We start from the raw sequence: 20,064 nt of genomic DNA, 5'->3' as shown, positions 1-20,064 counted from the left end.
GGATGCGGCAAAAGCTAGCAGCGGGCGGCCGCGCAGGTCAAGGCTCCGCCGGTTCAGGGCCGGCGGCGTCCGGGGATGGGGACGACCGCCTCGACGGTCGTGCCGACGCCGGGCCGGCTCGTCACCGCGACCCGCCCGCCGAGCAGCTCGGCGCGCTCCCGCATGCCGCGCAGCCCGTAGGAGTCGGGGCGGCGGCCCCGGCCGCCGCGCGCGAGGACGTCCCGCATCGAGAAGCCGGACCCGTCGTCGGCCACTTTCAGCCGGACCCGGTCGCTGGAGTGCTCCAGCAGCAGGTCGACGCGGCTCGCCGAGGCGTGCCGCAGGCTGTTGCCGACCGCCTCCTGCGCGATCCGGTACAGCGCCGTCTGCACGTGGTCGGGCAGCTCGTCCTCCAGCTCGCCCTCGACGGTCACCGTCACGTCGAGGGCGCCGTGCGCGCCGGAGCCGTCCCCGGCCTCGCGGGCGAGGGTGGCGAGCGCCGCCGACAGGCCTAGGTCGTCCAGGACGGGCGGGCGCAGCCCCCCGATCGCCGCGCGGGTCTCGGCGGCGGCCAGCTCGCACAGCCGCCGCGCCATCATGATCTGCGCCAGCCCCTCGGGGTGGTGCTCGGGCAGCGCCCGCTCGGCGGCCGACAGGTGGAAGCCGAGGCTGGCGAGCCGCTGGGCGATGCCGTCGTGGATCTCCCGGCTCAGCCGCGACCGCTCGGCCTCCTGCGCCTCGACGGCCCGCTCGGCGAAACGCTCGGCCGCGTGCTCGCGCTCGCGCGCCGTCCGCAGCCGGCGGCACGACGACAGCACCGGCGCGAACAGCCCGGCGAGCGCCGTGACGAGCGCGACGTCGCCCGGCGGGCACGGCCCGGCGGACCGGACGTCCACGACGGCGATCACGATGCCGTCGCCGTGCACGGGGACCGCGGCGCCCCGCCCGTCCGGGTGCGCGCGGGCGCGGCCGTGCGCCGCGACCCGGCCGACCTCGCCCTCCCCCAGCGGCACCGGCGCGCCCCGCCATTCCAGGACGCGCTCCTCGTCGTCCAGGACGTACACGTCGCAGAACGTCAGCGCCCGCGCGGACCGCACCACCAGCTCGGCGAGCCTCTCGGCCATCAGCGGCAGTTCCCGGTCGGAGCAGGCCACGCCCGCGACGCGCACGAGCAGGTCGCTCCCGCGCCCGGCGAGCAGGTCGAGCGGCCGCGCGCCGGTCACCGGAACAGCCCCTCGCGCAGCGCGACGGCGATCGCCGCCGACCGGTCGGCCACCTCCAGCTTGCGGTACAGGGCGCGCAGGTGGCTCTTGACCGTCTCCTCGCTGAGCACGAGCCGCGCGGCGATCGCCTTGTTCGACAGGCCGCCCACCAGCAGCGACAGCACCTCGCTCTCGCGCTGGGTGAGGCCGCGGTTGGCGCCCGGCCAGAACTCGCCGCGGGTGAGCCGCGCCGCGGTCACCGCCATCCGCCCGGCGAGCGTCGGGTCGACGACCGTCTCGCCCTGCGCCACCTCCTCCAGCCGCCGGACCAGCTCCGGGCCGTCGACCCGCTTGAGCAGGTAGCCGCCCGCCCCCGCGCGCAGCGCCTCGAATACGTACTGCTCGTCGTCGTACACCGACAGGAACACCACCCGGGCCTCCGGGACGCGCCCGGTGATCAGGCGGCACAGGTCGAGGCCGCTCTCGGGACCGAGCCGCACGTCCAGCAGGACGACGTCGGGGCGCAGCGCGGTGACCAGCCGGGCCGCCTCGTCCCCCGTCCCCGCCTGCCCGACGACGCGCACCCGGCCGGAGAACCCGGCCAGCATCGCGGTCAGCCCGGCGAGGATCATCTCGTGGTCGTCGACCAGGACGACGCGTACGGGGACACCCATCCCGGCACGATAACAACCCAAGCTACTCACCAGTAGCCCCCGCCGGGCAAGGCCTCCCGCGGTTTCACCCCCGCTCTCCCCTGATTGGGGGACGAGCCGCCGCGCGGACCGGCCTACGCTGCACAGCGAAAACCGGTTTCCGCAGGACGGAGGAGTCAGTGCCCCATCGGATCGTGCATATGCTCCGGGCGCGCGGGTCGGGCCGCCGCCCCGTCATGCTCGCCATCGCGGGGGACAGCGCGGCGGGCAAGACCACTCTCACCAGGGGGCTTGTGCGATGCCTGGGGGCGGACCGGATGACGGCGGTCTGCGTGGACGACTACCACCGCTACGACCGCGCCGAGCGGGCCGGGAAGCCGTTCACGGCGCTGCATCCCGACTGCAACCACATCGACATCATGGAGCAGCACCTCCAGCTGCTGTCGATGGGCGAGCCGATCCTGAAACCGGTCTACGACCACGCGACCGGCGAGCTCGTCCGGCCGGAACTGGTCGAGCCCCGCGACTTCGTGATCGTCGAGGGGCTGCTCCCGCTGCACACCCGGCTCGCGCGGGCCTGCTTCGACATCACCGTCTACCTCGACCCGCCCGAGCCGCTGCGCCACTCCTGGAAGGTCAGGCGCGACTGCGACAAGCGCGGCTACAGCCCCGAGCAGGTGATGGCGGAGCTGACCCGCCGCGAGCCCGAGAGCGCCGCCTACATCCGCCCGCAGCGCAAGCACGCCGACATCGTCGTCCGGTTCGCGCCGGTCGCCGGCCGCCTCGACCCGCCCGGCACGCCGCTGTCGGCCGAGCTGCTGCTGCGCCCCACCATCGACCACCCGGAGCTCGCCGACGTCCTGGAGAGCGGGCCCGGCGACACCGAGACGGCCATGCACCTGCGCCTCCACCGCGACACCGACGGCCGTCCCGTGGACGCGCTGCACGTCCACGGATACGTCTCGCCCGAGGAGTCGCGGGTGGTCAAGAAGGCCATCTGGGAGCGCCTCGGACCCCGCGCCGGGACCGCCCTGCCCGATCGGGACGCCCTCGGCCGCATCGGCGACACCGGCACCAGCGATCCGCTCGCCATCACCCAGTTGCTGCTGCTGTACCACCTGCTGGACGCCGACCAGCGCCAAGCAGCATGAGCGAAGCGAACCGGGGGGTGTGGGGGGTCGCCCCCCACAAGAAACACGCATGAGCGAAGCGAACCGGGGGGTGTGGGGGGTCGCCCCCCACAAGAAACACGCATGAGCGAAGCGAACCGGGGGGTGTGGGGGGTCGTCCCCTACAGGAAACACGCATGAGCTGATGAGACTCCGCGTGCGTGCGGGGAGGCCCCGGGGCCTGGACCTGTGCCCCGGGCCGCGCGCCCGCGGCCGCCGGGAGGGCGCCCTCAGCGGGCGCGAGGGGCGTCCTCCCGGCCCCTACAGCTCGTGCCAGGGGATCTCGGGGCGGTGGGTGGCGACGACCGCCAGCGACTGGCCGCCGCGGATCCGCTCGTCGGGGGCCGGCGCCAGGCGGAAGCGGGCGTCCGGGCGGTGCGAGTCGCCGACCGCGAGGAGCGTGCTCCCCCGGCGGAGCAGGGCGATCGCCACGTCGAGGCGGGTCCACTCGCCGGCGTCCTCGGGGACGTCCACGCGGTAGAGGGTGCCGTCGCTGTCGAGCGTGCTGGCCAGGTTGTGGTAGATCGCGGCGATGCCCGGGTTGCGGATCGCGACCGCGGTCACCGCGGGGTCGTCGATGTCGACCGGTTCGATGTTCTCGCCGACCAGCCGGAGGGCCTCGGTGATCTCGGCGCGCCGCCCGCCGTCGCGCACCCCCGCGAGCAGGTGGACGGCCGGGTCGCCGTTGCGCCGCAGGTAGGCCTCGACGGTCAGCATCACCCGCACCGTCTCGTCGTCGGTGCGGCCGACGACGAGGACCGTCCGCGCGTGCTCCAGGCAGGCCCGCTCGAAGGCGGTGTCGTCGAACGCGACGACGTCGTACAGTTCCGGGTCGGGGTTCTCCCCCGCCAGCTCCCCCGGCCAGAAGACGGTCACGACCGGCGTCTTCGCGAACTGCGGGTCGCCGCGCAGCTGCCGGATGATGGCGACCAGGCCGTCGCGTTCGTAGCCGACGATCACGATGTGCCGCCGCCTGTGCAGCCGCGCCTGGCCGTTGGCCCTCATCATGCGTCCCTTCCCCATCCAGAGCGTCAGCTCGGCGAACATCACCAGCCCGGCGGTGAGCCCGGCGATCATGATGAGCACGCCGCCGATCCGGCCGCCGACCGTGGTCGGGGACAGATCGCCGTAGCCGGTGGTCGTGCCGCTGACCAGGAAGTACCAGATGTACTCGTGGGGCTTCTTGATGTCGGCGCCCGGTTCCTCGAACGCCGCGATGAGCAGCCAGCCCACCACGAAGGCCGTGAGGAGGACGAGGGCGGGCGCGCGCCACGTCCGCCCGGTGATCCGGTGCACCAGGCGCATCAGCACGATCGGCATCCGCGAAGCGTGGCACCGGGCAAAATGCCGCGTCAAGCCCGAAATGCCCCGTGAAGGGCCAGGTCAGGCCACGTCAGGGCCGCCGTCCGGAGACGGCCCGGGCCCTCAGGCGGCGGGGCCCCGCTTCAGGACGCGCGACAGCGCCGCCGCGACCTCCTCGGAAAGGCCCCCGTCGGCGGCCGGCTGGGCCCCCGAGGGGACGAGATCGACCGTGCCCGGCTCGTCCCGGACGGCGTCGCGGGTATGGCCGCAGTCGCGGCACTCCACCTCGCCGAGCCGGCACACCAGCGCGGCCGAGCCGCACTCCGAGCAGCGGTCCAGGGCGTCCGCCCAGTCGTGGACGGCCTGGCACCGGGGGCAGATCAGGACCTGGTGGTCCGCCCGGACTCCGCGCTTCCACGGGCTCGCGCCGCGCACGGGGTCGGTCTGCCGCGCCCCGCAGCGGAAGCAGGGCATCACACCTCCAGAGGTGCGGGGGCCGGTTCCGGCCACCCGGACCGGATGGCCGTGCGGTGTGCCGGAACCGGTCCGTTTCGCTCAGAGCCCGGCGAGCGCCTTGCGGTACTCGTCGATGTCACGTGCGTCCGGGATCGCGTTCACGACCTTCCAGCGGACCACGCCCTCGGTGTCGATGATGAAGGTGCCGCGCAGCGCCACGCCCTTGGCCTCGTCGAACACGCCGTAGCGCTGCGCCGTCCCGCCGTGCGGCCAGAAGTCGGCCAGCAGCGGGAAGCGGAAGCCCTCCTGGTCGGACCAGGCCCGCAGCGCGAACATCGAGTCGACCGAGACCGCGAGCACCTGCACGTCCGCGCCCGCCCCCGCGACGAGGCTGGACAACTCGTCGCGCAGCGCGCACAGCTCGCCCGTGCAGACGCCGCTGAACGCCAGCGGGTAGAACACCAGCACGACGTTCCTGGCGCCGCGGAAGTCCGACAGCTTCACCGGGGCGCCGTGCTGGTCCTTCAGCTCGAAGTCCGGCGCGGCGTCGCCTACGTTGACCGGCAAATCGTCTCCAGCCCCGGCACTACTTGTGGCCCTTGGGCGCGACCAGCCGCGTGCCGGACCACTCCTTGGCGGCGCTGACGCTGCTGGTCTGCGACAGGCCGGCGGTCTGCGCGGCCTCACCGATGTCGCTCGGCTCGACGTGCCCGTCGCGGCCCGCCTTCGGCGTCAGCAGCCAGATGTTGCCGCCGCCGGTGAGCGGGATCATGGCGTCGGTCAGGCCCTCGAACAGGTCACCGTCCTCCTCGCGCCACCAGAGCAGCACGATGTCGACCACGTCCTCGTAGTCCTCGTCGAGGAGCTCGTTCCCCGTGAGCTCCTCGATGGAGCGGCGGAGCTCCTCGTCCACGTCCTCGTCGTAGCCGATCTCCTGCACCACCTGGCCCGCCTTCAGGCCGAGCCGTTCGGCCAGGCTGCGCTCAGACTGCGCCTGACCCGCGGTCGCGCTCACGAAAGTCCTCCCATTGTCGTCAGTCCGCACGGTCCGTGCCCGTATGGCTCTCGGCCCCCCGGGACGGGCGGCCCGTCCGCACCCGTGCGGTGTTTGCGGGACAGTCCACACAAGTGTGGGCCCCTTGCGCAAGTGTCTTCCCGGCTTTTGGTGGCCCCATTGGCCCGATTACGAAGATCCCCGTCACAGCTCGCCCACTCACCGTGACCCCCGGAGGGTTCGCGCTGCTCATTCCAGCCCCTCCCGAGGAGGGGACGTTCCCCGCCTACGCTACTCATCCTTTGAGAAACGACAACCGCACCTGCCTGTCAGGGTTGTCAACATTAAGGTCGACCAGGGCCACCGACTGCCAGGTTCCCAGCGCGAGCCGCCCGCCCACGACCGGCAGGGTCGCGAACGGCGGCACGAGCGCGGGCATCACGTGCGAGCGCCCGTGCCCGCGCGACCCGTGCGCGTGCTCCCAGCGGTCGTCCGCCGGCAGCAGGTCTCCCAGGGCCGCGAGCAGGTCGTCGTCGCTGCCGGAGCCCAGCTCGATGATCGCCACGCCGGCGGTCGCGTGCGGGACGAAGACGTGCAGCAGCCCGTCCCCGCCCTGCGACGCGGCGAAACGCTCGCATTCCGCCGTGATGTCGTGCACGGCCTCACCGGTCCCGGTGGCCACCCGGACCACGGTGCTCTCCATGATCCCGTGTCTACCCCATCCGCGGCCCCGGACGCATCCGCGCCCGGACGGATCCGCGCCCGGCGCCCCGCGGCTAGCGGGACGCCCTCGCGCGCGGCTCGATGACCGCGTCCGGCCCCGGGTACACCAGGCCCTCGTGGCCGTCGTCGAAGCGGACCAGGAAGGGCGGGCCGCCGTCCGGGCCCCGCACCTCGATGATCTCGCCGGTCCGGTCGGGCTGCCCCACCACGTTGCCGTGGACGTGCAGCCGGTCTCCGATCTTTCCGTTCATCGTTCACCCCCAGGGCATGTGAGCACTCGTTCACTCCCCGCCTCATACGTTCCCCGCACCGTGCCTGAGGGAATCTCCCGGCCGAGTGAAAAAGGCAGGTTCCGCCGGGTCGGTCCGCGCCCTGACCGGGGAGGATGGTTACTGGTTGGTAGAGATGCGTTAGCCGTGATAACCGGCGACGATGGATCACGAACCATGGCGACGAACAGTCGGCCGGGACCGGTGGCCTCCCGCGCGGCGGCCCAGGTCTGACCTGCACAGACGGTAAGGACAGAGGGGACCCCGTGGCTTCCGGACGTCAACGCTTTTCGATCATCAGCGACGGCCTGCCGAGCCAGCTGCCCGACATCAACCCGGACGAGACCCGGGAGTGGCTGGAGTCGCTGGACACGGTCATCAAGACCGAGGGACGCGGCAGGGCGCGCTACGTGATGCTGCGGCTCCTGGAAAGGGCGCGCGAACTCCAGGTCGGGGTGCCCGGCCTGCGCAGCACCGACTTCATCAACACGATCCCGCCGGAGTCCGAGCCCTGGTTCCCCGGCGACGAGCACGTGGAGCGGCGCATCCGCGCCTACATCCGGTGGAACGCCGCGATCATGGTGTCGCGGGCGAACCGCCCCGAGCTCGGCGTCGGCGGCCACATCGCCACCTACGCCTCCGCCGCCTCGCTCTACGAGGTCGGGTTCAACCACTTCTTCCGCGGCAAGGACCACGGCGAGTCCGGCGACCAGGTGTTCATCCAGGGACACGCGGCGCCCGGCATCTACGCGCGCGCGTTCCTCGAAGGACGGCTCCCCGAGGAGAAGCTCGACGGGTTCCGGCAGGAGCACTCGCACCCCGGCGGCGGCCTGTCGTCCTACCCGCACCCGCGGCTCATGCCGGACTTCTGGGAGTTCCCCACGGTGTCCATGGGCCTGACCGCGATCGACTCGGTGTACCAGGCCCGGTTCAACCGCTACCTGTACAACCGCAAGATCAAGGACACGTCCCGCTCGCACGTGTGGGCGTTCCTCGGCGACGGCGAGATGGGCGAGCCGGAGTCGCTCGGCGCGATCGGCCTCGCCGCCCGCGAGGAGCTCGACAACCTCACCTTCGTCGTCAACTGCAACCTCCAGCAGCTCGACGGCCCGGTGCGCGGCAACGGGAAGATCATCCAGGAGCTGGAGTCGTTCTTCCGCGGCGCCGGCTGGAACGTCATCAAGGTCATCTGGGGCCGCGACTGGGACCCGCTGCTCGCGCAGGACGTCGACGGCGTCCTGGTCAACCAGATGAACACGACGCCCGACGGCCAGTTCCAGACGTTCACCGTCGAGTCCGGCGAGTACATCCGGGAGAAGTTCTTCGGCGACGACCCGCGGCTGCGCAAGATCGTCCAGCATCTGTCGGACGACGACCTGCGCAAGCTGTCGCGCGGCGGGCACGACTACCGCAAGGTCTACGCGGCCTTCAAGTCGGCCCGCGAGCACGTCGGGCAGCCGACCGTGATCCTCGCGCACACCATCAAGGGCTGGACGCTCGGCTCGGACTTCGAGGCCCGCAACGCCACCCACCAGATGAAGAAGCTCACCAAGGCCGAGCTGAAGGAGTTCCGGGACCGCCTCTACCTGGACATCCCCGACTCGGCCCTGGAGGCGCCGCTGCCGCCCTACTACCACCCGGGCGAGGACTCCGAAGAGATCCAGTACATGCGCGAGCGCCGCGCCGCCCTCGGCGGGTTCCTGCCGAAGCGGGTCGTGCGGGCCAAGACGCTCAAGCTGCCCGGCGACCCCGTCTACAGCGAGCTGAAGAAGGGGTCCGGCAAGCAGAACATCGCGACGACCATGGCGTTCGTCCGGCTGCTCAAGGACCTGATCAAGGACGAGAACATCGGCGCCCGGTTCGTCCCGATCGCCCCGGACGAGTACCGCACGTTCGGCATGGACTCGCTGTTCCCCACGTCCAAGATCTACTCGCCGCACGGGCAGACCTACGACGCCGTGGACCGCAAGCTGCTGCTGTCCTACAAGGAGGCCGAAAGCGGCCAGATGCTCCACGAGGGCATCAGCGAGGCGGGCTCCATGGCGTCCACCATCGCGGCCGCCACCGCCTACGCCACGCACGGCGAACACATGATCCCCGTCTACATCTTCTACTCGATGTTCGGGTTCCAGCGGACCGGCGACCAGATGTGGGCGCTCGGCGACCAGATGGGCCGCGGGTTCCTGCTCGGCGCCACCGCCGGCCGCACCACGCTCACCGGTGAGGGCCTCCAGCACGCCGACGGCCACTCCCCGCTGCTCGCGGCGTCCAACCCCGCCTGCGTCCACTACGACCCGACGTGGGCGTTCGAGCTGGCCCACATCGTCAAGGACGCCCTGCGCCGCATGTACGGGTCGTCCGAGGAGCACCCCAACGGCGAGGACGTCTTCTACTACCTCACCGTCTACAACGAGCCGTACCAGCAGCCCGCCGAGCCCGAGAACCTCGACGTCGACGGGCTCCTCAAGGGCCTGTACCGGCACAGGGCCGCCCCGGAGGTCGCCTCCGGGAACGGCGAGGCGCCCCAGGCGCAGATCCTCGCCTCCGGCGTCGGCGGCCGGTGGGCCCTCGAAGCGCAGCGCCTGCTCGCCGAAGACTGGGGCGTCGCCGCCGACGTGTGGTCGGCCACGTCGTGGAACGAACTGGCCCGCGAGGCCCGCGAGTGCGACGACTGGAACCTGCTGAACCCCGACGCCGACCAGCGCGTCCCGTACGTCAGCCGCGTCCTCGACAACGTCGCCGGGCCGATCGTCGCGGTATCCGACTACATGCGCGCAGTACCCGACCAGATCGCGCCGTGGGTCCACGGCGACTACACCTCGCTCGGCACGGACGGGTTCGGGTTCTCCGACACCCGCGCCGCCGCCCGCCGGTTCTTCAACGTGGACGCCGCATCGATCGTCCTCGCGGTGCTCACCCGCCTCGCCCGCCACGGCGAGATCAAGCCGGAGACCCTCGCGGAGGCGATCCAGCGCTACCGGCTGAACGCCGACGTCAGCGACGTCTTCGCGGGCGGCGTCGGCAGCGCGGAGAGCAACACCGGCGGCGACGCGTGATCTGTGTCCTTCCAGGGGGGCGACCCCCTGGAACCCCCGTCACGAGCCGGGCGATCCTCACGCCACGGTGCCGGTTTCCGTGCCCGTGCGGGTGTGCGTCGTGTCGCTGCGGTCGCCCGGCTCGACGGGTCGTGCGACCTCCAGGCGCTCAGAGCGCCTTCCGGCCGCCCGACCCGCCGATGGTTGAGGTCAGGGCGGTGACGGTGATCGCGGAGGTGTAGGCCGCGATCACCTGCTCGCGCGAAGGGCCCCGGGGATTCGTTCCCCGGGGCCCTTGCGCGTCCGGCGTCAGGACGACGGGGGCGTGAAGACGCCGAAGGTGTTGCCGGACGGGTCCTGCAGGTAGGCGAACTTGAGGCCCTTGCCGGTGGTCAGCGGCGGCATGGCCACCTTGCCGCCGGTCTTCACGGTCTGGTCGCAGACGGCGTCGACGTCCTCCACGAGGACCAGGAACATCGCGTGGTTGCGGGACGCGTCCGGCTCGTGGGAGATGCCGCCGGACGGCACGTCGGAGCCCGGGTAGCTGACCAGGTCGTAGCCGTCGCCGTCGGCCCCGAAGTTCCAGCCGAACATGTCGCCGTAGAAGCGGCGCGCCTCCTCCGGCGCGTCGGTGCCGATCTGGAACCACGTGACGGTGTTGAACGCGGGAACAGTCATGGATCTCCTCTTTCGAACGCTGCTGCCACCAGCGTGGAAGAGCCCCGCGACAGCCCCCTGTCGGAGTTTCCGAACGAATTCTCGAAGCGGAACTCCGCCCACACGATCGTGCGGTCGCCGTCCGTCCGGTACCCCCAGCGATCCGAGAGGGCTTCGACGACCCGCATGCCGCGCCCGCTCTCGGTGCCGTCCTCCGCCTTGACGCGCGGGCGCCTGCCGTCCGCCCCGTCGTCGGCGACCTCCAGGCGGTGGACGCCCTCCCCCGCCAGCAGGCTGACCGTCACCCAGCCGCCATCGCCCGAGGCGGTGTGGGTGATGGCGTTGCAGACGGTCTCGCTTCCGACCGTCATCAGGTCGTCCAGCCCCGGATGGCCCGGCGGCAGCATGTCCCGCAGGAACCGCCGCGCGTTCCGCACCGACCGGTGGACGCCCGGCAGCGTCACCGCGCCGAGCACGACGAGTTCGCCGCTCATCACCCCGCCACCCACGACACTCCACGCCGGGCCGCAGCGGGCGGCGCCTCCCGTCTCGGCGGGGTCCTTCTCGTCTCGGGCGCTCCCATCGTGCGCCTCCCTTCGATTCGGAGTCGCCCGCCACACTCACCGCCCGAAGCGCTCGTGTCCTGGGGCCTGAACGTTCTCCGACTGAACGTTCAATCGGCCGCCATTCCGTGTACGCACCGCCACGCTCGGTGACACCCTTGAAGAATGCCTTCCGGGAACGCCCCCACCGTTCGCCAGCGCCGGATCGGCTCGGCGCTCCGCAAAGCCCGCGACCACCACAACCTGACCGTCGCCACCGCGGCCCGCCGCTTCGGCCGCTCACAGGGCTGGATGAGCATGGTCGAGAACGGCCTCCAAGCCATAGCCCCCGAAGAACTCAACGACTTACTCGACCTCTACGAGATCGAACACGGCCCCCTCCGCGAATCCCTGCTCCACCTGGCCACCCATAAGCCCGGCAACTGGGTGCGAGAACGCAAGGGCCGTATCTCCGCTGCCGCTCTAGACCTCGCCAGTTTGGAAGAGGACGCCGCCGAGATCCGTACCTTCGAGCCCAGCATCGTCCCCGGGCTCCTCCAGATCCCCGAGTACATGCGGAAACTCATCGCAGTCGGCCCTGCCAAACATTCACGCAACGCCAAGATGCTGGTCGACTTCCGGCTGTCCCGCCAGCAGGTACTAAGCCGTTCAGACCCGCCTTGCTATATGCCGATCATCGCGGAGGCGGTTCTCCACAACCAGGTTGGTCGTGATCCCGCGATCACGCGGGCACAGATTCAACGGCTGGCCGAAGTCGCTCGGCTTGATCACGTGGACCTGCGTGTGCTCCCCTGCACCTCTAGCGAATATCTGTGGTTCGGCAGCCCGCACCTTCTCATCTCCCTGCGCCCACCCGGGCGGCTCACGGTGTCCGTGGTCGATCAGTTCGCCCAGAGCATCTTCGTGGAGGACGAGAAACAGGTCGCAACCCATGAGGAGACGTTCGAACTGTTGCGCTCAGCAGCGCTGAACCGAACCGCTTCGCTGAAACTCATCGACGAGATAGCGTCGCAATCATGAGCAATCCCGAACTGCCCCGGTCCCCCTGGCGCAAGAGCAGCCACAGCGGCGGCGACGAAGGCAACTGCGTCGAGATCGCCGAGCTCGACGGCCACATCGGTATCCGCGACAGCAGGAACCCCGCCGCCGGACACCTCACCCTCACCCGCCAACACTTCACCAGCCTCCTGGCCCATCTGGCATCACAGCCGTCTGGTGGATGAGGCTGTCCGGGCCTGCCTGGCGTCCCGTCGCGAGCAGATGCGTCAGGCCATGCTCGACAAGCTCCGCAGGCTCGACGGGTCGGCCGCCTCCAGCGTCTCCCTCCTGACCGACATCCCGGCCGAGGACATCGAACGACTCGGCGGGATCAGCGAGAGCACCTGATCATCCGCTGATCACGCCGGATAGGCGCAGCGGGAAGAGGAACACGAATACGCAGGCCATCGCGGGCACCGCGAACATCATGATCTTTATTTCCTCGCGGAGCACAGGGTCCACGTCGCGGGTCCGGGTCTGCGTGACGCGAGCGTCGGGAAGGGGAGCCGAGCAGCTCACCGTCGACGGCTCGTCCTCCATTAGGCAGGTCGAGAGGATGCTCACCCGCGAGCGATCGCCATGCCGGCCGCACAAAAAGCAAGGACCCGGTGGTACCGGGTCCTTGCGATTCGTCCCGCCGGGTGAGAGTTGATCAACCGGTGGTGGTGTTCGCGGCCGCCGTCCCGGTGGCGCAGTCAGTAGTCGTAGACCAGGGCGTAGACCATGTCGCCGATGATGATGGCGAAGGCGCAGATCACTGAGACAAAGCCCAGGACACAGATGAGACTGCCGCCGGTGTTGAGGCCGACAAGGGCAGCGGCGAGGCCGATGGGGCCGAGCCCGACGGCGAGCGCCGACAGCAAGTGGTCATCGTCCAGGACGAGGACGAGGGCGCCGCAGATCACGCCGGCGATCCCCCAGAACACCATGTGCTCGATGACGGCGCGGATGACGACCTCGAAGCCGGGAGTGGCCCAGTGGGGGACGTCGGCGACGAGGGAGGGCACGATTCCGAAGAGCAAACCTCCGGCCAGGGCGCCGGCGAGGCCGCTGGAAACGATGACCGCGAGGCCGCGCTTGGTTCGGTCCCACAGTCGGCGGAAGCCGTTGCTCAGGGCGTTGTTGGTGGTGTCGCTCTTCATGATTTCTCCTTTGTGCGAGTGCTCGCGCTGGGCGACGGGCACTGGCCCCATTTGGGGCGGGCTCCCCGTGCTGAGGCACGGGGCATGTGACCTACCGTGTCGGGCACGAGAGGTCCCGCAAGACGGGTCGTCTTGAGTGCGATTCCAAGATCCCCGCCGCCGGACACCTCACCCTCACCCGCGAGGCGTTCACCACCCTCCTCCAACGTGCGCCTCGCGGACGGGGCGGCGTCAGCCGCTGATCACGCCGGATAGGCGCAGCAGGAAGAGGAAGACGAACACGCAGGCCAGCACCGGCACCGCGAACATCATGATCTTTATTTCCCCGCGGAGCAGAGGGTCCAGGTCGCGGGTCCGGGCCCGTGTGACGCGAGCGTTGGGAAGGGGAGCCGAGCAGCTCACCGTCGACGGCTCGTCCTCCAGCAGGCAGGTCAGGAGGATGCTCTGGCGTCGGCCGATCAGCGCGGGGCCGACCAGCAGTGCGGTCCCCTCGAAGCGGACGGGCGGAGTCGGCGTCGCCGAAGCCGAGTCGGTGACGGCGACCCGCAGAAGCTCCACGACCCGCACGCCCAGGTCCAGGCGGATCGGCTCCCCGTTGTCGAACGCGGCCCGCGGGACGTCGCGGCGCCCCCGGCCGGCAAGCAGCACCTCGGCCACGAAGGGGTGCTCCATCTTGACGCCTCGGTGCCGCAGTTCCAGCTCATCACGCACCCCGGCGGGCGCGGTGAGAAGCGGAGCGACGGTGCGCAGTCCGTAGATCAGCCGTTGCCGGGCGAACCGGGTCAGGTAGGTGACCGCGACCGTGGCGATTCCGACCACCAGCGTGGTCGCCGCGCCGGCCCCCGTCCAGAACGTGCCCGAGCTGTACCACGCACCCGCAGTCGCCATAGCGGCATCCAATCGCGCGCACCCGGACGGCCGTCGGGTGATGCCCGGAACCGGCCGCCGGGAGGGCTTCGCCGCCCTTCCCTGGCCGTCTGGCCGGCGGAGGCGTGGTCAGTCGGGGGTGCCGGGGGTTACCAGGCCTGATTCGTAGGCGACTACTACTGCCTGGGCTCGGTCTCTTAGGCCCAGTTTGGCGAAGATGCGGGTCACGTGGGTTTTGACCGTGGCCTCGCTGAGGTGGAGGTGGGCGGCCAGTTCGGTGTTGGACAGGCCGCCGCCCACGAGGCGGAGCACCTCTTTCTCGCGCGGGGTCAGGACGTCCAGGCCCTGGGGCGCCGGGGCGGGGCGGGCGAAGCGCTCGACCAGGCGGCGGGTGATGGAGGGGGCCAGCAGGGCGTCGCCCGTCTCGATCAGCTTCACCGACGCCACCAGGTGTTCGGGGGTGACGTCCTTGAGCAGGAAGCCGCTGGCGCCGGCGGCCAGCGCGGAGTACACGTAGCTGTCGAGGTCGAAGGTCGTCAGGATCAGCACGCGGCACGCCGGGTCGTCGGCCAGGACGCGGCGGGTGGCCTCCAGGCCGTCCATCCCGGGCATCCGGATGTCCATCAGCACCACGTCCGGGCGCAGACGCCGCGCGGCGGCCACCGCCTCCAGGCCGTCGGCGGCCTCACCGACCACCTCGATCCCCGACCTGCTGAGGATCATCCGGAATCCGCCGCGCACCAGTGTCTGGTCGTCGGCGATCAGGACCCGCGTCACGGCCGCTCCAGGGGGATCCGCGCCCGCACCCGGTAGCCGCCGCCCAGCCGCCGCCGCGCGTCGAGGTCGCCGCCGTACACCGCGACCCGTTCGCGCAGCCCGGCCAGGCCCCGGCCGCCCTTGTGGTCGGGCGGGGCGGGGCCCGTCCCGGTGAGGACGCTCGGGCCGGTGTTGAGGACCTCCAGCCGCAGGTTCCGCGTCCCGTAGCTCACCGTCACCTCCGCCGTCGCTCCGGCGGTGCCGTGTTTCAGCGCGTTGGTGAGCGCCTCCTGGACGATGCGGTAGCCGGTCGCGTCGATCCCGGCGGGCAGCGGGCACGGTTCGCCGGTCACCCGCACGTCGACGGGCAGGCCCGCGAACGCGATCCGGTCGACCAGGGTCCCGAGGTGCGCCAGCGACGGCTGCGGGGCGAACGCCTCACCGTCGCCGTCCGGGGCGGGCGCGAGCACCCCGAGCAGGTTCCGCAGCTCGGTCATCGCCTCGCGGCCGGTCCGCTCGACGGCCAGCAGCGCGTCCTCGGCCTCGCCGTCGACGCCGTGCCGGGCCGCGCCCGCCTGGACGACCATGACGCTGACGCTGTGGCTGACGATGTCGTGCAGGTCCCGGGCCACCCGGGCCCGCTCCTCCTCGACGGCCCGGCGCGCGGCGGCCTCGCGTTCACGTTCCAGCAGCCAGGTCCGCGCCCCGAGCTCGGCGCGGCGCCTGCGCCGCTCCCACAAAGCCCAGGTGCACGGGACCGCGGCGAGGAGGGGCACGAGCCACGCGGGCAGCATCCGCCCATCCTGCCGCCCCGCGCGGACGGAACGCATCATTCTGGCGGTTCACGGCCGTACATCCCTCGGTTGACCCGGCCCCGGACTTACATCCAGGACCCGACGCGCGGGCGGGGGCGCGGCTCGTACCGTCACCGCCATGGAGCTGATGGTCCAGCTGATGGACGTACGCAAGGAGTACGGCGAGACCGCCGCGCTCGCCGGGGTGAGCCTCGACATCCAGGCCGGTCAGGCCGTCGCGGTGATGGGCCCGTCGGGATCGGGCAAGTCGACCCTCCTCAACATGATCGCCGGCCTGGACCGGCCCACCTCGGGCACGGTCGTGGTGCGCGGCGAGGACATCACGGGAATGGGCGAGGCCGAACTGGCCCGCTACCGGCGCCGCCGCATCGGCATGGTCTTCCAGTTCTTCAACCTGCTCGACGACCTGCCGGTGCTGGAGAACGTGATGCTGGCCGCCCAGCTGCTCGGCACCTCGCGAAAGCAGGCGCAGGCCCGGGCGATGGAGCTGCTCGACGAGCTCGGCATCGCCGATCGCCGCAACGCCTACCCGGTGGTGCTGTCGGGCGGGGAGCGGCAGCGGGTCGGCGTCGCCCGCGCGCTGATGAACCGGCCCGCGCTGCTGCTGGCCGACGAGCCGACCGGCGCGCTCGACTCGCGGGCCGGCGAACAGGTCATGGACCTGCTGCTGGACCTCAACCAGATCGGCCAGACCCTGCTCATCGTCACCCACGACGAACGGCTCGCCACCCGGGTCGCCGACCGGGTCGTGGCGTTCGAGGACGGCCGCGTGGCCGCCGAGGTGACCCGGTGAGGGCGGTGTGGCAGGCCGCGCGGTTCGCGGTGCGGCGGCGCAGGCTGCAGACGACCATCATCACGCTGGTGCTGCTGGTGTCGACCGGGACGGTCGTGCTCGCGCTGGGCCTGCTCGCCACCGTGGACGGCCCGTACGACAAGGCGTTCGCGCGGCAGCACGGCGCGCATCTGACGGTCTCCTACGACCCCGCGAAGGCGACGTCCGCGCAGGTCGCGGCGTCGGGGAGCCGGCCGGGCGTGACGGCGGCGGGCGGCCCGTACCGCTCGCAGGTCGTCAACGTCCCGGACAGCGGCGAGGCCCGTCCGGGGCTGCTTCCGCCCGGCCCCCTCACGGTCGTCGAGCGGACCGCCCGCGGCGGCGACCCGGTCGACCGGCTGGCGCTCAGGAGCGGCCGCTGGGCCACCGCCCCCGGCGAGATCGTGCTGGGCACCGACTTCGCGCGGTTCCCGTTCGACCCGATCGGGAGAAAGGTGACGTTCAGCGACGGGCGGACCTTCACCATCGTCGGCATCGGCCGGTCGATCACCCGGTCCGCCCAGGCGTGGGTGGCGCCCGGGCAGCTGACCGCCCCGGACGGGCTGCAGATGCTCTACCGGCTCGCCGACCCGGCCGCCCCGGCCGGCACGATCACCGCCGGGCTGCCGGCGACCGCGAGCCAGAGCTACCTCGTCTCCCGGCGGCAGGCCACCGAGGCCGGGACGACCGTCATCCCGTTCCTGATCGCGTTCGGGATCGCCGGGCTGCTCGTCGCGGTGCTCGTCATCGCCAACGTGGTGAGCGGCGCCGTCGTGTCGGGGTTCCGGCACATCGGCGTCCTGAAGTCCCTCGGCTTCACCCCCGCGCAGGTCACCGGCGTCTACCTGGTGATGATCGCGATACCCGGGGTGCTGGGCAGCCTGATCGGGATCGCCACCGGCAACGCCCTGGCCGGGACGGTCACCACCACGCTGGGCGACTCGTTCGACCTGCCGACCGCCAGCGGCGTCTCGCCCTGGGTGGACGTCCTGGCCTTCACGGGCGTGCTCGCGGTCGCGGTCGTCACCGCGCTGGTGCCCGCCGTCCGGGCCGGGCGGATCCCGACGGCGGTCGCGGTCAGCGCGGGCGCCGCGACGCGGCGGGGCCGGGCCCTGCGGGTGCAGCGGGCGCTGGCCCGGACGCGGCTGCCGCGCCCGGTCAGCCTGGGCCTCGGCCTGCCGTTCACCCGGCCGGGCCGCACCGCGCTCACCGTCGCGGCCGTCGCCTTCGGAGTGGCGGCGGTGACGTTCGCCACCGGCCTCAACAGGTCCCTCAGCGCCTACCTCGCCGACGCGGAACTCACCGGCACCGTCCACGTCCTGGTCCCCGTCGAGGGCGGCCGGCCGGTCTCGCTGGCCGGGCGGCCGGGCACCGCCAAGGTCGCGGCCACCCGCTTCGAACAGGTCCACGTGCCGGGGTTCGACCGGCCGGTGCAGGTCAAGGCCTACCAGGGGGACATCACCGACCGGCGCGGCTACCGGATGGTGCACGGCCGCTGGCTCGGCGGGCCGGGTGAGGCCGTCGTGGGCGACCCGTTCCTGAAGACCGGCGGCAAGAAGATCGGCGACACCGTCGTCATGACCGCGGACGGCAGGAAGGCCGCGCTGCGGATCGTCGGGACGGCGCTCGTGGACGGCGGCGACACCGTCCTCACGGACTGGGCGTCCCTCACCTCGCTCATCGGCCGCGAGAAGCCGGCGTCCCCGGAATCCTCCGGCCCGCGTCCCGGCATGGTGACCTCCCTTCTGGAGGTCACCCTCACCCCCGGCACCTCCCCGGAGACCTACGTCGCCGCACTCAAGGCGGACGGGATCCAGGCCATGCCGGCCGCCGAGGGCATCGAATCCGGCCAGGTGATCCTTCTCGGGCTCCTCACCCTGCTGACCCTGGGGCTGACCACGGTCGCCGGGCTCGGGGTGTTCAACACGGTGATCCTCAACACCGCGGACCGGGCGCGCGACTTCGGCGTCCTGAAATCGCTGGGCGCGACACCGCGGCAGGTCCTGACGGTCGTGCTCGCCTCCATGGCCGTCCTCGGCCTGGTCGGCGGGCTCATCGGGGTGCCGCTGGGCCTGGCCGCCCACCATGTGGTGCTGCCGGCCATGGCCGGCACGGGCGGCCTCGTCCTCCCCTACGGCCTCCTGGAGATCTTCCCCTGGCCGCTGATGCTCCTGTCGGTCCTGGCGGGCATCGCGATCGCCCTGCTCGGCGCGCTGATCCCGGCGGGCCGGGCATCCCGGATCAAGACGGCGGCGGCCCTGCGGTCGGAGTGACCGGCCCACCCGGAGAAAGACGGTGGAAGCGGGACAGGCCCGCTTCCACCGTCAGTGGTGTGGCGTCGCGCCTGGGCGTGACGCCGTCCGCGACCCCGGAGCGTCACGGATCGTTAGGGCCACGCGGCGATGAGGCCGTCAGGCGAACTTGTACTTCCACGGGTTGTGGTCGTCCGGCTTCCAGACACTGCGAAGCCAGATACTGGAAGGCGAAATGCCACCCCAGCCACCGCCGTTGGGAGCGGCCTCCGCAGGCGGCTCCTTCCAGACGGCGCCCTTGACGGTCTGCGGGACGACGCGGCTCAGCCGGTGGAAGGCCCGGAAGGCGGCGAGGGATGCCCCCACCACCAGCACGGCGCCGATCCATCCGGTGAGCCCCGGCGCCCCGCCGGTCCCGACGACGACGCCGACGAGGCACGCCAGCACCGGGTTGACGCACTTCACCGTGCTGATCAACCCGTCGTCGGACTGGACGAGGTCGAAGGCCCGGACGTGCAGCTTGTTGGCGATCATGTTCAGCAGCGACGTGACCACCACCGTCGACAGCACGTACCAGGTCACCCAGTGCTCGTCGGTCAGGACGAGGACCGGCACTCCGACCAGGCAGGCGCCCGCCCAGCAGTTGAGCTCGACGACCCGGTGAAGCGTGCCCATCTCGGTCAGCTTTCCCGAGGCGATCGTGCCGTTGACGCCGATGACGGCGGCCACGCCCGTCAGGACCAGGCCCAAGGTCCCGGCCCCGCCGGTGAACGGCCTGGTCAGCATCGCGACGCCGGCCATACCGATCACGAACCACAGGGCGTGCAGCCACCGGCCTGACCTGCGCGGGGCCGAGACCAGCCGCCACGTCGCCAGGCTGAGCGCCCCGAGCGTCATGACCGTCATCAAGGTTCCGATGTCCACCCGCTCCAGGGCGGCCTGATGGACCTGCCCCTGGAAGATGCTGGGTATCAGCAGAACGAGTACCCACTTCCACTGGCGCCGGTTCCATCGGACCTTGGCACGCTGTCGCCTCACCCTGCCACGCGGAAGACGCGTGGCCAGGCTGAAGAAGACGGCGCCGAGGGTCGTGATGAGGGCACCCACCACGACCGTCGAGTGCTCGGGGTAGAGCCGCGTCGCGTACGCCGCTCCGACTGAAACGCATATCAGGGAGAGCGCTTCCGTCAGCGCTCCCCAAACTCTGCTCATGAGGGATCTCCTTTGTTCCGGCCGGCTGTTCGCCGGCTCCCGGCCACATCGGCCGGGCAAAGGAGACCGTCACAGAATGGACGCCCACCGCAAGACCTTCGCTTCGGTCGATGAGCGTTCCCCGGCGCGGACGGCGAGGACGCCGCCGGGTGGGCGGCGTCCCCTTGTC

Annotated in this window: 23 protein-coding genes; 7 read left to right on the top strand and 16 right to left on the bottom strand. The window is 71.6% G+C overall.

The annotated features are described in order from the left end of the window. Positions 1 to 53: 53 nt before the first annotated feature. Entirely contained in the window at positions 54 to 1,202 is a 1,149-nt protein-coding gene (locus AB0C84_RS15635; protein ID WP_361066049.1) for a GAF domain-containing sensor histidine kinase, read from the bottom strand. Then, the gene (locus tag AB0C84_RS15630; RefSeq protein ID WP_179847252.1) at positions 1,199 to 1,855 is read right to left on the bottom strand and encodes a response regulator transcription factor; all 657 of its coding nucleotides are present in this window, start codon (positions 1,853 to 1,855) and stop codon (positions 1,199 to 1,201) included. The genes AB0C84_RS15635 and AB0C84_RS15630 overlap by 4 nt, the downstream gene beginning before the upstream one ends. A gap of 179 nt (positions 1,856 to 2,034) precedes the next feature. Between AB0C84_RS15630 and AB0C84_RS15625 the strand changes: the two genes are divergently transcribed. Then, positions 2,035 to 2,985 carry a phosphoribulokinase gene (locus AB0C84_RS15625; protein WP_179849794.1) on the top strand — a complete coding sequence of 317 codons (951 nt, stop codon included), beginning with the start codon at positions 2,035 to 2,037 and terminating at the stop codon, positions 2,983 to 2,985. 279 nt (positions 2,986 to 3,264) lie between these two features. On the opposite strand, the gene AB0C84_RS15620 is transcribed toward AB0C84_RS15625, so the two are convergent. The 6 genes from AB0C84_RS15620 to AB0C84_RS15595 form a co-directional block, all read right to left on the bottom strand. After that, complete coding sequence (locus tag AB0C84_RS15620) at positions 3,265 to 4,323, bottom strand: ion channel (RefSeq protein ID WP_361066046.1); 1,059 nt, start codon at positions 4,321 to 4,323, stop codon at positions 3,265 to 3,267. 105 nt (positions 4,324 to 4,428) lie between these two features. Beyond that, positions 4,429 to 4,779, bottom strand: coding sequence for a hypothetical protein (locus AB0C84_RS15615; RefSeq protein WP_179847250.1), 351 nt, complete (start codon positions 4,777 to 4,779; stop codon positions 4,429 to 4,431). 81 nt (positions 4,780 to 4,860) lie between these two features. Beyond that, the gene (locus AB0C84_RS15610) at positions 4,861 to 5,328 is read right to left on the bottom strand and encodes a peroxiredoxin (protein WP_258939349.1); all 468 of its coding nucleotides are present in this window, start codon (positions 5,326 to 5,328) and stop codon (positions 4,861 to 4,863) included. A gap of 19 nt (positions 5,329 to 5,347) precedes the next feature. Further along, positions 5,348 to 5,776: a DUF3052 domain-containing protein gene (locus AB0C84_RS15605; protein ID WP_361066042.1), complete on the bottom strand. Its 429-nt coding sequence runs from the start codon at positions 5,774 to 5,776 to the stop codon at positions 5,348 to 5,350. Positions 5,777 to 6,050: 274 nt separating this feature from the next. Further along, positions 6,051 to 6,458 carry a secondary thiamine-phosphate synthase enzyme YjbQ gene (locus AB0C84_RS15600; RefSeq protein WP_361066039.1) on the bottom strand — a complete coding sequence of 136 codons (408 nt, stop codon included), beginning with the start codon at positions 6,456 to 6,458 and terminating at the stop codon, positions 6,051 to 6,053. A 73-nt stretch (positions 6,459 to 6,531) separates the two neighbouring features. Next, entirely contained in the window at positions 6,532 to 6,729 is a 198-nt protein-coding gene (locus AB0C84_RS15595) for a DUF1918 domain-containing protein (protein ID WP_361066036.1), read from the bottom strand. A 284-nt stretch (positions 6,730 to 7,013) separates the two neighbouring features. Between AB0C84_RS15595 and aceE the strand changes: the two genes are divergently transcribed. Next, positions 7,014 to 9,803: a pyruvate dehydrogenase (acetyl-transferring), homodimeric type gene (gene aceE, locus AB0C84_RS15590; protein WP_361066033.1), complete on the top strand. Its 2,790-nt coding sequence runs from the start codon at positions 7,014 to 7,016 to the stop codon at positions 9,801 to 9,803. 288 nt (positions 9,804 to 10,091) lie between these two features. Here aceE and AB0C84_RS15585 read toward each other — a convergent pair whose 3' ends face one another. Together AB0C84_RS15585 and AB0C84_RS15580 are read right to left on the bottom strand one after the other, a co-directional pair. Next, complete coding sequence (locus AB0C84_RS15585) at positions 10,092 to 10,460, bottom strand: VOC family protein (protein ID WP_361066030.1); 369 nt, start codon at positions 10,458 to 10,460, stop codon at positions 10,092 to 10,094. Then, positions 10,457 to 10,933, bottom strand: coding sequence for an ATP-binding protein (locus AB0C84_RS15580; RefSeq protein ID WP_258939347.1), 477 nt, complete (start codon positions 10,931 to 10,933; stop codon positions 10,457 to 10,459). The genes AB0C84_RS15585 and AB0C84_RS15580 overlap by 4 nt, the downstream gene beginning before the upstream one ends. Before the next feature lie 234 nt (positions 10,934 to 11,167). Here AB0C84_RS15580 and AB0C84_RS15575 point away from each other — a divergent pair, with 234 nt between their 5' ends. The 3 genes from AB0C84_RS15575 to AB0C84_RS15565 are packed head-to-tail and all read left to right on the top strand — an operon-like array spanning position 11,168 to position 12,388. Beyond that, positions 11,168 to 12,022 carry a helix-turn-helix transcriptional regulator gene (locus tag AB0C84_RS15575; protein WP_361066028.1) on the top strand — a complete coding sequence of 285 codons (855 nt, stop codon included), beginning with the start codon at positions 11,168 to 11,170 and terminating at the stop codon, positions 12,020 to 12,022. Next, positions 12,019 to 12,225, top strand: a complete 207-nt coding sequence (locus tag AB0C84_RS15570) for a DUF397 domain-containing protein (protein ID WP_361066025.1) — start codon at positions 12,019 to 12,021, stop codon at positions 12,223 to 12,225. The genes AB0C84_RS15575 and AB0C84_RS15570 overlap by 4 nt, the downstream gene beginning before the upstream one ends. Continuing rightward, a complete protein-coding gene (locus AB0C84_RS15565; protein ID WP_361066022.1) occupies positions 12,218 to 12,388 on the top strand; it encodes a hypothetical protein in 171 nt (56 codons plus the stop codon). The genes AB0C84_RS15570 and AB0C84_RS15565 overlap by 8 nt, the downstream gene beginning before the upstream one ends. On the opposite strand, the gene AB0C84_RS15560 is transcribed toward AB0C84_RS15565, so the two are convergent. From AB0C84_RS15560 to AB0C84_RS15540, 5 genes are all read right to left on the bottom strand, one after another. Continuing rightward, on the bottom strand, positions 12,389 to 12,580 hold the full coding sequence (locus AB0C84_RS15560) for a hypothetical protein (protein WP_361066019.1): 192 nt from the start codon (positions 12,578 to 12,580) through the stop codon (positions 12,389 to 12,391). Between the two features lie 155 nt (positions 12,581 to 12,735). Beyond that, on the bottom strand, positions 12,736 to 13,182 hold the full coding sequence (locus AB0C84_RS15555) for a hypothetical protein (protein ID WP_361066016.1): 447 nt from the start codon (positions 13,180 to 13,182) through the stop codon (positions 12,736 to 12,738). A 231-nt stretch (positions 13,183 to 13,413) separates the two neighbouring features. Beyond that, positions 13,414 to 14,070 carry a hypothetical protein gene (locus tag AB0C84_RS15550; protein ID WP_361066013.1) on the bottom strand — a complete coding sequence of 219 codons (657 nt, stop codon included), beginning with the start codon at positions 14,068 to 14,070 and terminating at the stop codon, positions 13,414 to 13,416. A gap of 108 nt (positions 14,071 to 14,178) precedes the next feature. Next, entirely contained in the window at positions 14,179 to 14,826 is a 648-nt protein-coding gene (locus AB0C84_RS15545; RefSeq protein WP_361066010.1) for a response regulator transcription factor, read from the bottom strand. Then, the gene (locus tag AB0C84_RS15540; protein ID WP_361066007.1) at positions 14,823 to 15,599 is read right to left on the bottom strand and encodes a histidine kinase; all 777 of its coding nucleotides are present in this window, start codon (positions 15,597 to 15,599) and stop codon (positions 14,823 to 14,825) included. The genes AB0C84_RS15545 and AB0C84_RS15540 overlap by 4 nt, the downstream gene beginning before the upstream one ends. Before the next feature lie 139 nt (positions 15,600 to 15,738). On the opposite strand from AB0C84_RS15540, the gene AB0C84_RS15535 reads away from it, so the two are divergent. Next, positions 15,739 to 16,413 carry an ABC transporter ATP-binding protein gene (locus AB0C84_RS15535; protein WP_361066004.1) on the top strand — a complete coding sequence of 225 codons (675 nt, stop codon included), beginning with the start codon at positions 15,739 to 15,741 and terminating at the stop codon, positions 16,411 to 16,413. After that, positions 16,410 to 18,704 carry an ABC transporter permease gene (locus tag AB0C84_RS15530; RefSeq protein WP_361066001.1) on the top strand — a complete coding sequence of 765 codons (2,295 nt, stop codon included), beginning with the start codon at positions 16,410 to 16,412 and terminating at the stop codon, positions 18,702 to 18,704. The genes AB0C84_RS15535 and AB0C84_RS15530 overlap by 4 nt, the downstream gene beginning before the upstream one ends. A gap of 138 nt (positions 18,705 to 18,842) precedes the next feature. Here AB0C84_RS15530 and AB0C84_RS15525 read toward each other — a convergent pair whose 3' ends face one another. Further along, a complete protein-coding gene (locus tag AB0C84_RS15525; RefSeq protein WP_361065998.1) occupies positions 18,843 to 19,895 on the bottom strand; it encodes a hypothetical protein in 1,053 nt (350 codons plus the stop codon). Positions 19,896 to 20,064: the final 169 nt, after the last annotated feature.

Source organism: Actinomadura sp. NPDC048955 (genome assembly GCF_040649435.1).
Classification (GTDB): Bacteria; Actinomycetota; Actinomycetes; order Streptosporangiales; family Streptosporangiaceae; genus Spirillospora; species Spirillospora luteofluorescens.
Note: the sequence above shows the minus strand (reverse complement) of the source record. Positions and strands in the feature narration are given on the sequence as shown.

What these genes read in the sequence shown, in the direction of transcription:
- AB0C84_RS15630 (WP_179847252.1), bottom strand. Translation starts at nt 1,855, where the DNA reads ATGGGTGTCCCCGTACGCGTCGTCCTGGTCGACGACCACGAGATGATC.
- AB0C84_RS15625 (WP_179849794.1), top strand. Translation starts at nt 2,035, where the DNA reads ATGCTCCGGGCGCGCGGGTCGGGCCGCCGCCCCGTCATGCTCGCCATC.
- AB0C84_RS15620 (WP_361066046.1), bottom strand. Translation starts at nt 4,323, where the DNA reads ATGCCGATCGTGCTGATGCGCCTGGTGCACCGGATCACCGGGCGGACG.
- AB0C84_RS15615 (WP_179847250.1), bottom strand. Translation starts at nt 4,779, where the DNA reads ATGCCCTGCTTCCGCTGCGGGGCGCGGCAGACCGACCCCGTGCGCGGC.
- AB0C84_RS15600 (WP_361066039.1), bottom strand. Translation starts at nt 6,458, where the DNA reads ATGGAGAGCACCGTGGTCCGGGTGGCCACCGGGACCGGTGAGGCCGTG.
- AB0C84_RS15595 (WP_361066036.1), bottom strand. Translation starts at nt 6,729, where the DNA reads ATGAACGGAAAGATCGGAGACCGGCTGCACGTCCACGGCAACGTGGTG.
- AB0C84_RS15585 (WP_361066030.1), bottom strand. Translation starts at nt 10,460, where the DNA reads ATGACTGTTCCCGCGTTCAACACCGTCACGTGGTTCCAGATCGGCACC.
- AB0C84_RS15580 (WP_258939347.1), bottom strand. Translation starts at nt 10,933, where the DNA reads ATGAGCGGCGAACTCGTCGTGCTCGGCGCGGTGACGCTGCCGGGCGTC.
- AB0C84_RS15575 (WP_361066028.1), top strand. Translation starts at nt 11,168, where the DNA reads ATGCCTTCCGGGAACGCCCCCACCGTTCGCCAGCGCCGGATCGGCTCG.
- AB0C84_RS15570 (WP_361066025.1), top strand. Translation starts at nt 12,019, where the DNA reads ATGAGCAATCCCGAACTGCCCCGGTCCCCCTGGCGCAAGAGCAGCCAC.
- AB0C84_RS15560 (WP_361066019.1), bottom strand. Translation starts at nt 12,580, where the DNA reads ATGGAGGACGAGCCGTCGACGGTGAGCTGCTCGGCTCCCCTTCCCGAC.
- AB0C84_RS15555 (WP_361066016.1), bottom strand. Translation starts at nt 13,182, where the DNA reads ATGAAGAGCGACACCACCAACAACGCCCTGAGCAACGGCTTCCGCCGA.
- AB0C84_RS15550 (WP_361066013.1), bottom strand. Translation starts at nt 14,070, where the DNA reads ATGGCGACTGCGGGTGCGTGGTACAGCTCGGGCACGTTCTGGACGGGG.
- AB0C84_RS15540 (WP_361066007.1), bottom strand. Translation starts at nt 15,599, where the DNA reads ATGCTGCCCGCGTGGCTCGTGCCCCTCCTCGCCGCGGTCCCGTGCACC.
- AB0C84_RS15535 (WP_361066004.1), top strand. Translation starts at nt 15,739, where the DNA reads ATGGAGCTGATGGTCCAGCTGATGGACGTACGCAAGGAGTACGGCGAG.
- AB0C84_RS15525 (WP_361065998.1), bottom strand. Translation starts at nt 19,895, where the DNA reads ATGAGCAGAGTTTGGGGAGCGCTGACGGAAGCGCTCTCCCTGATATGC.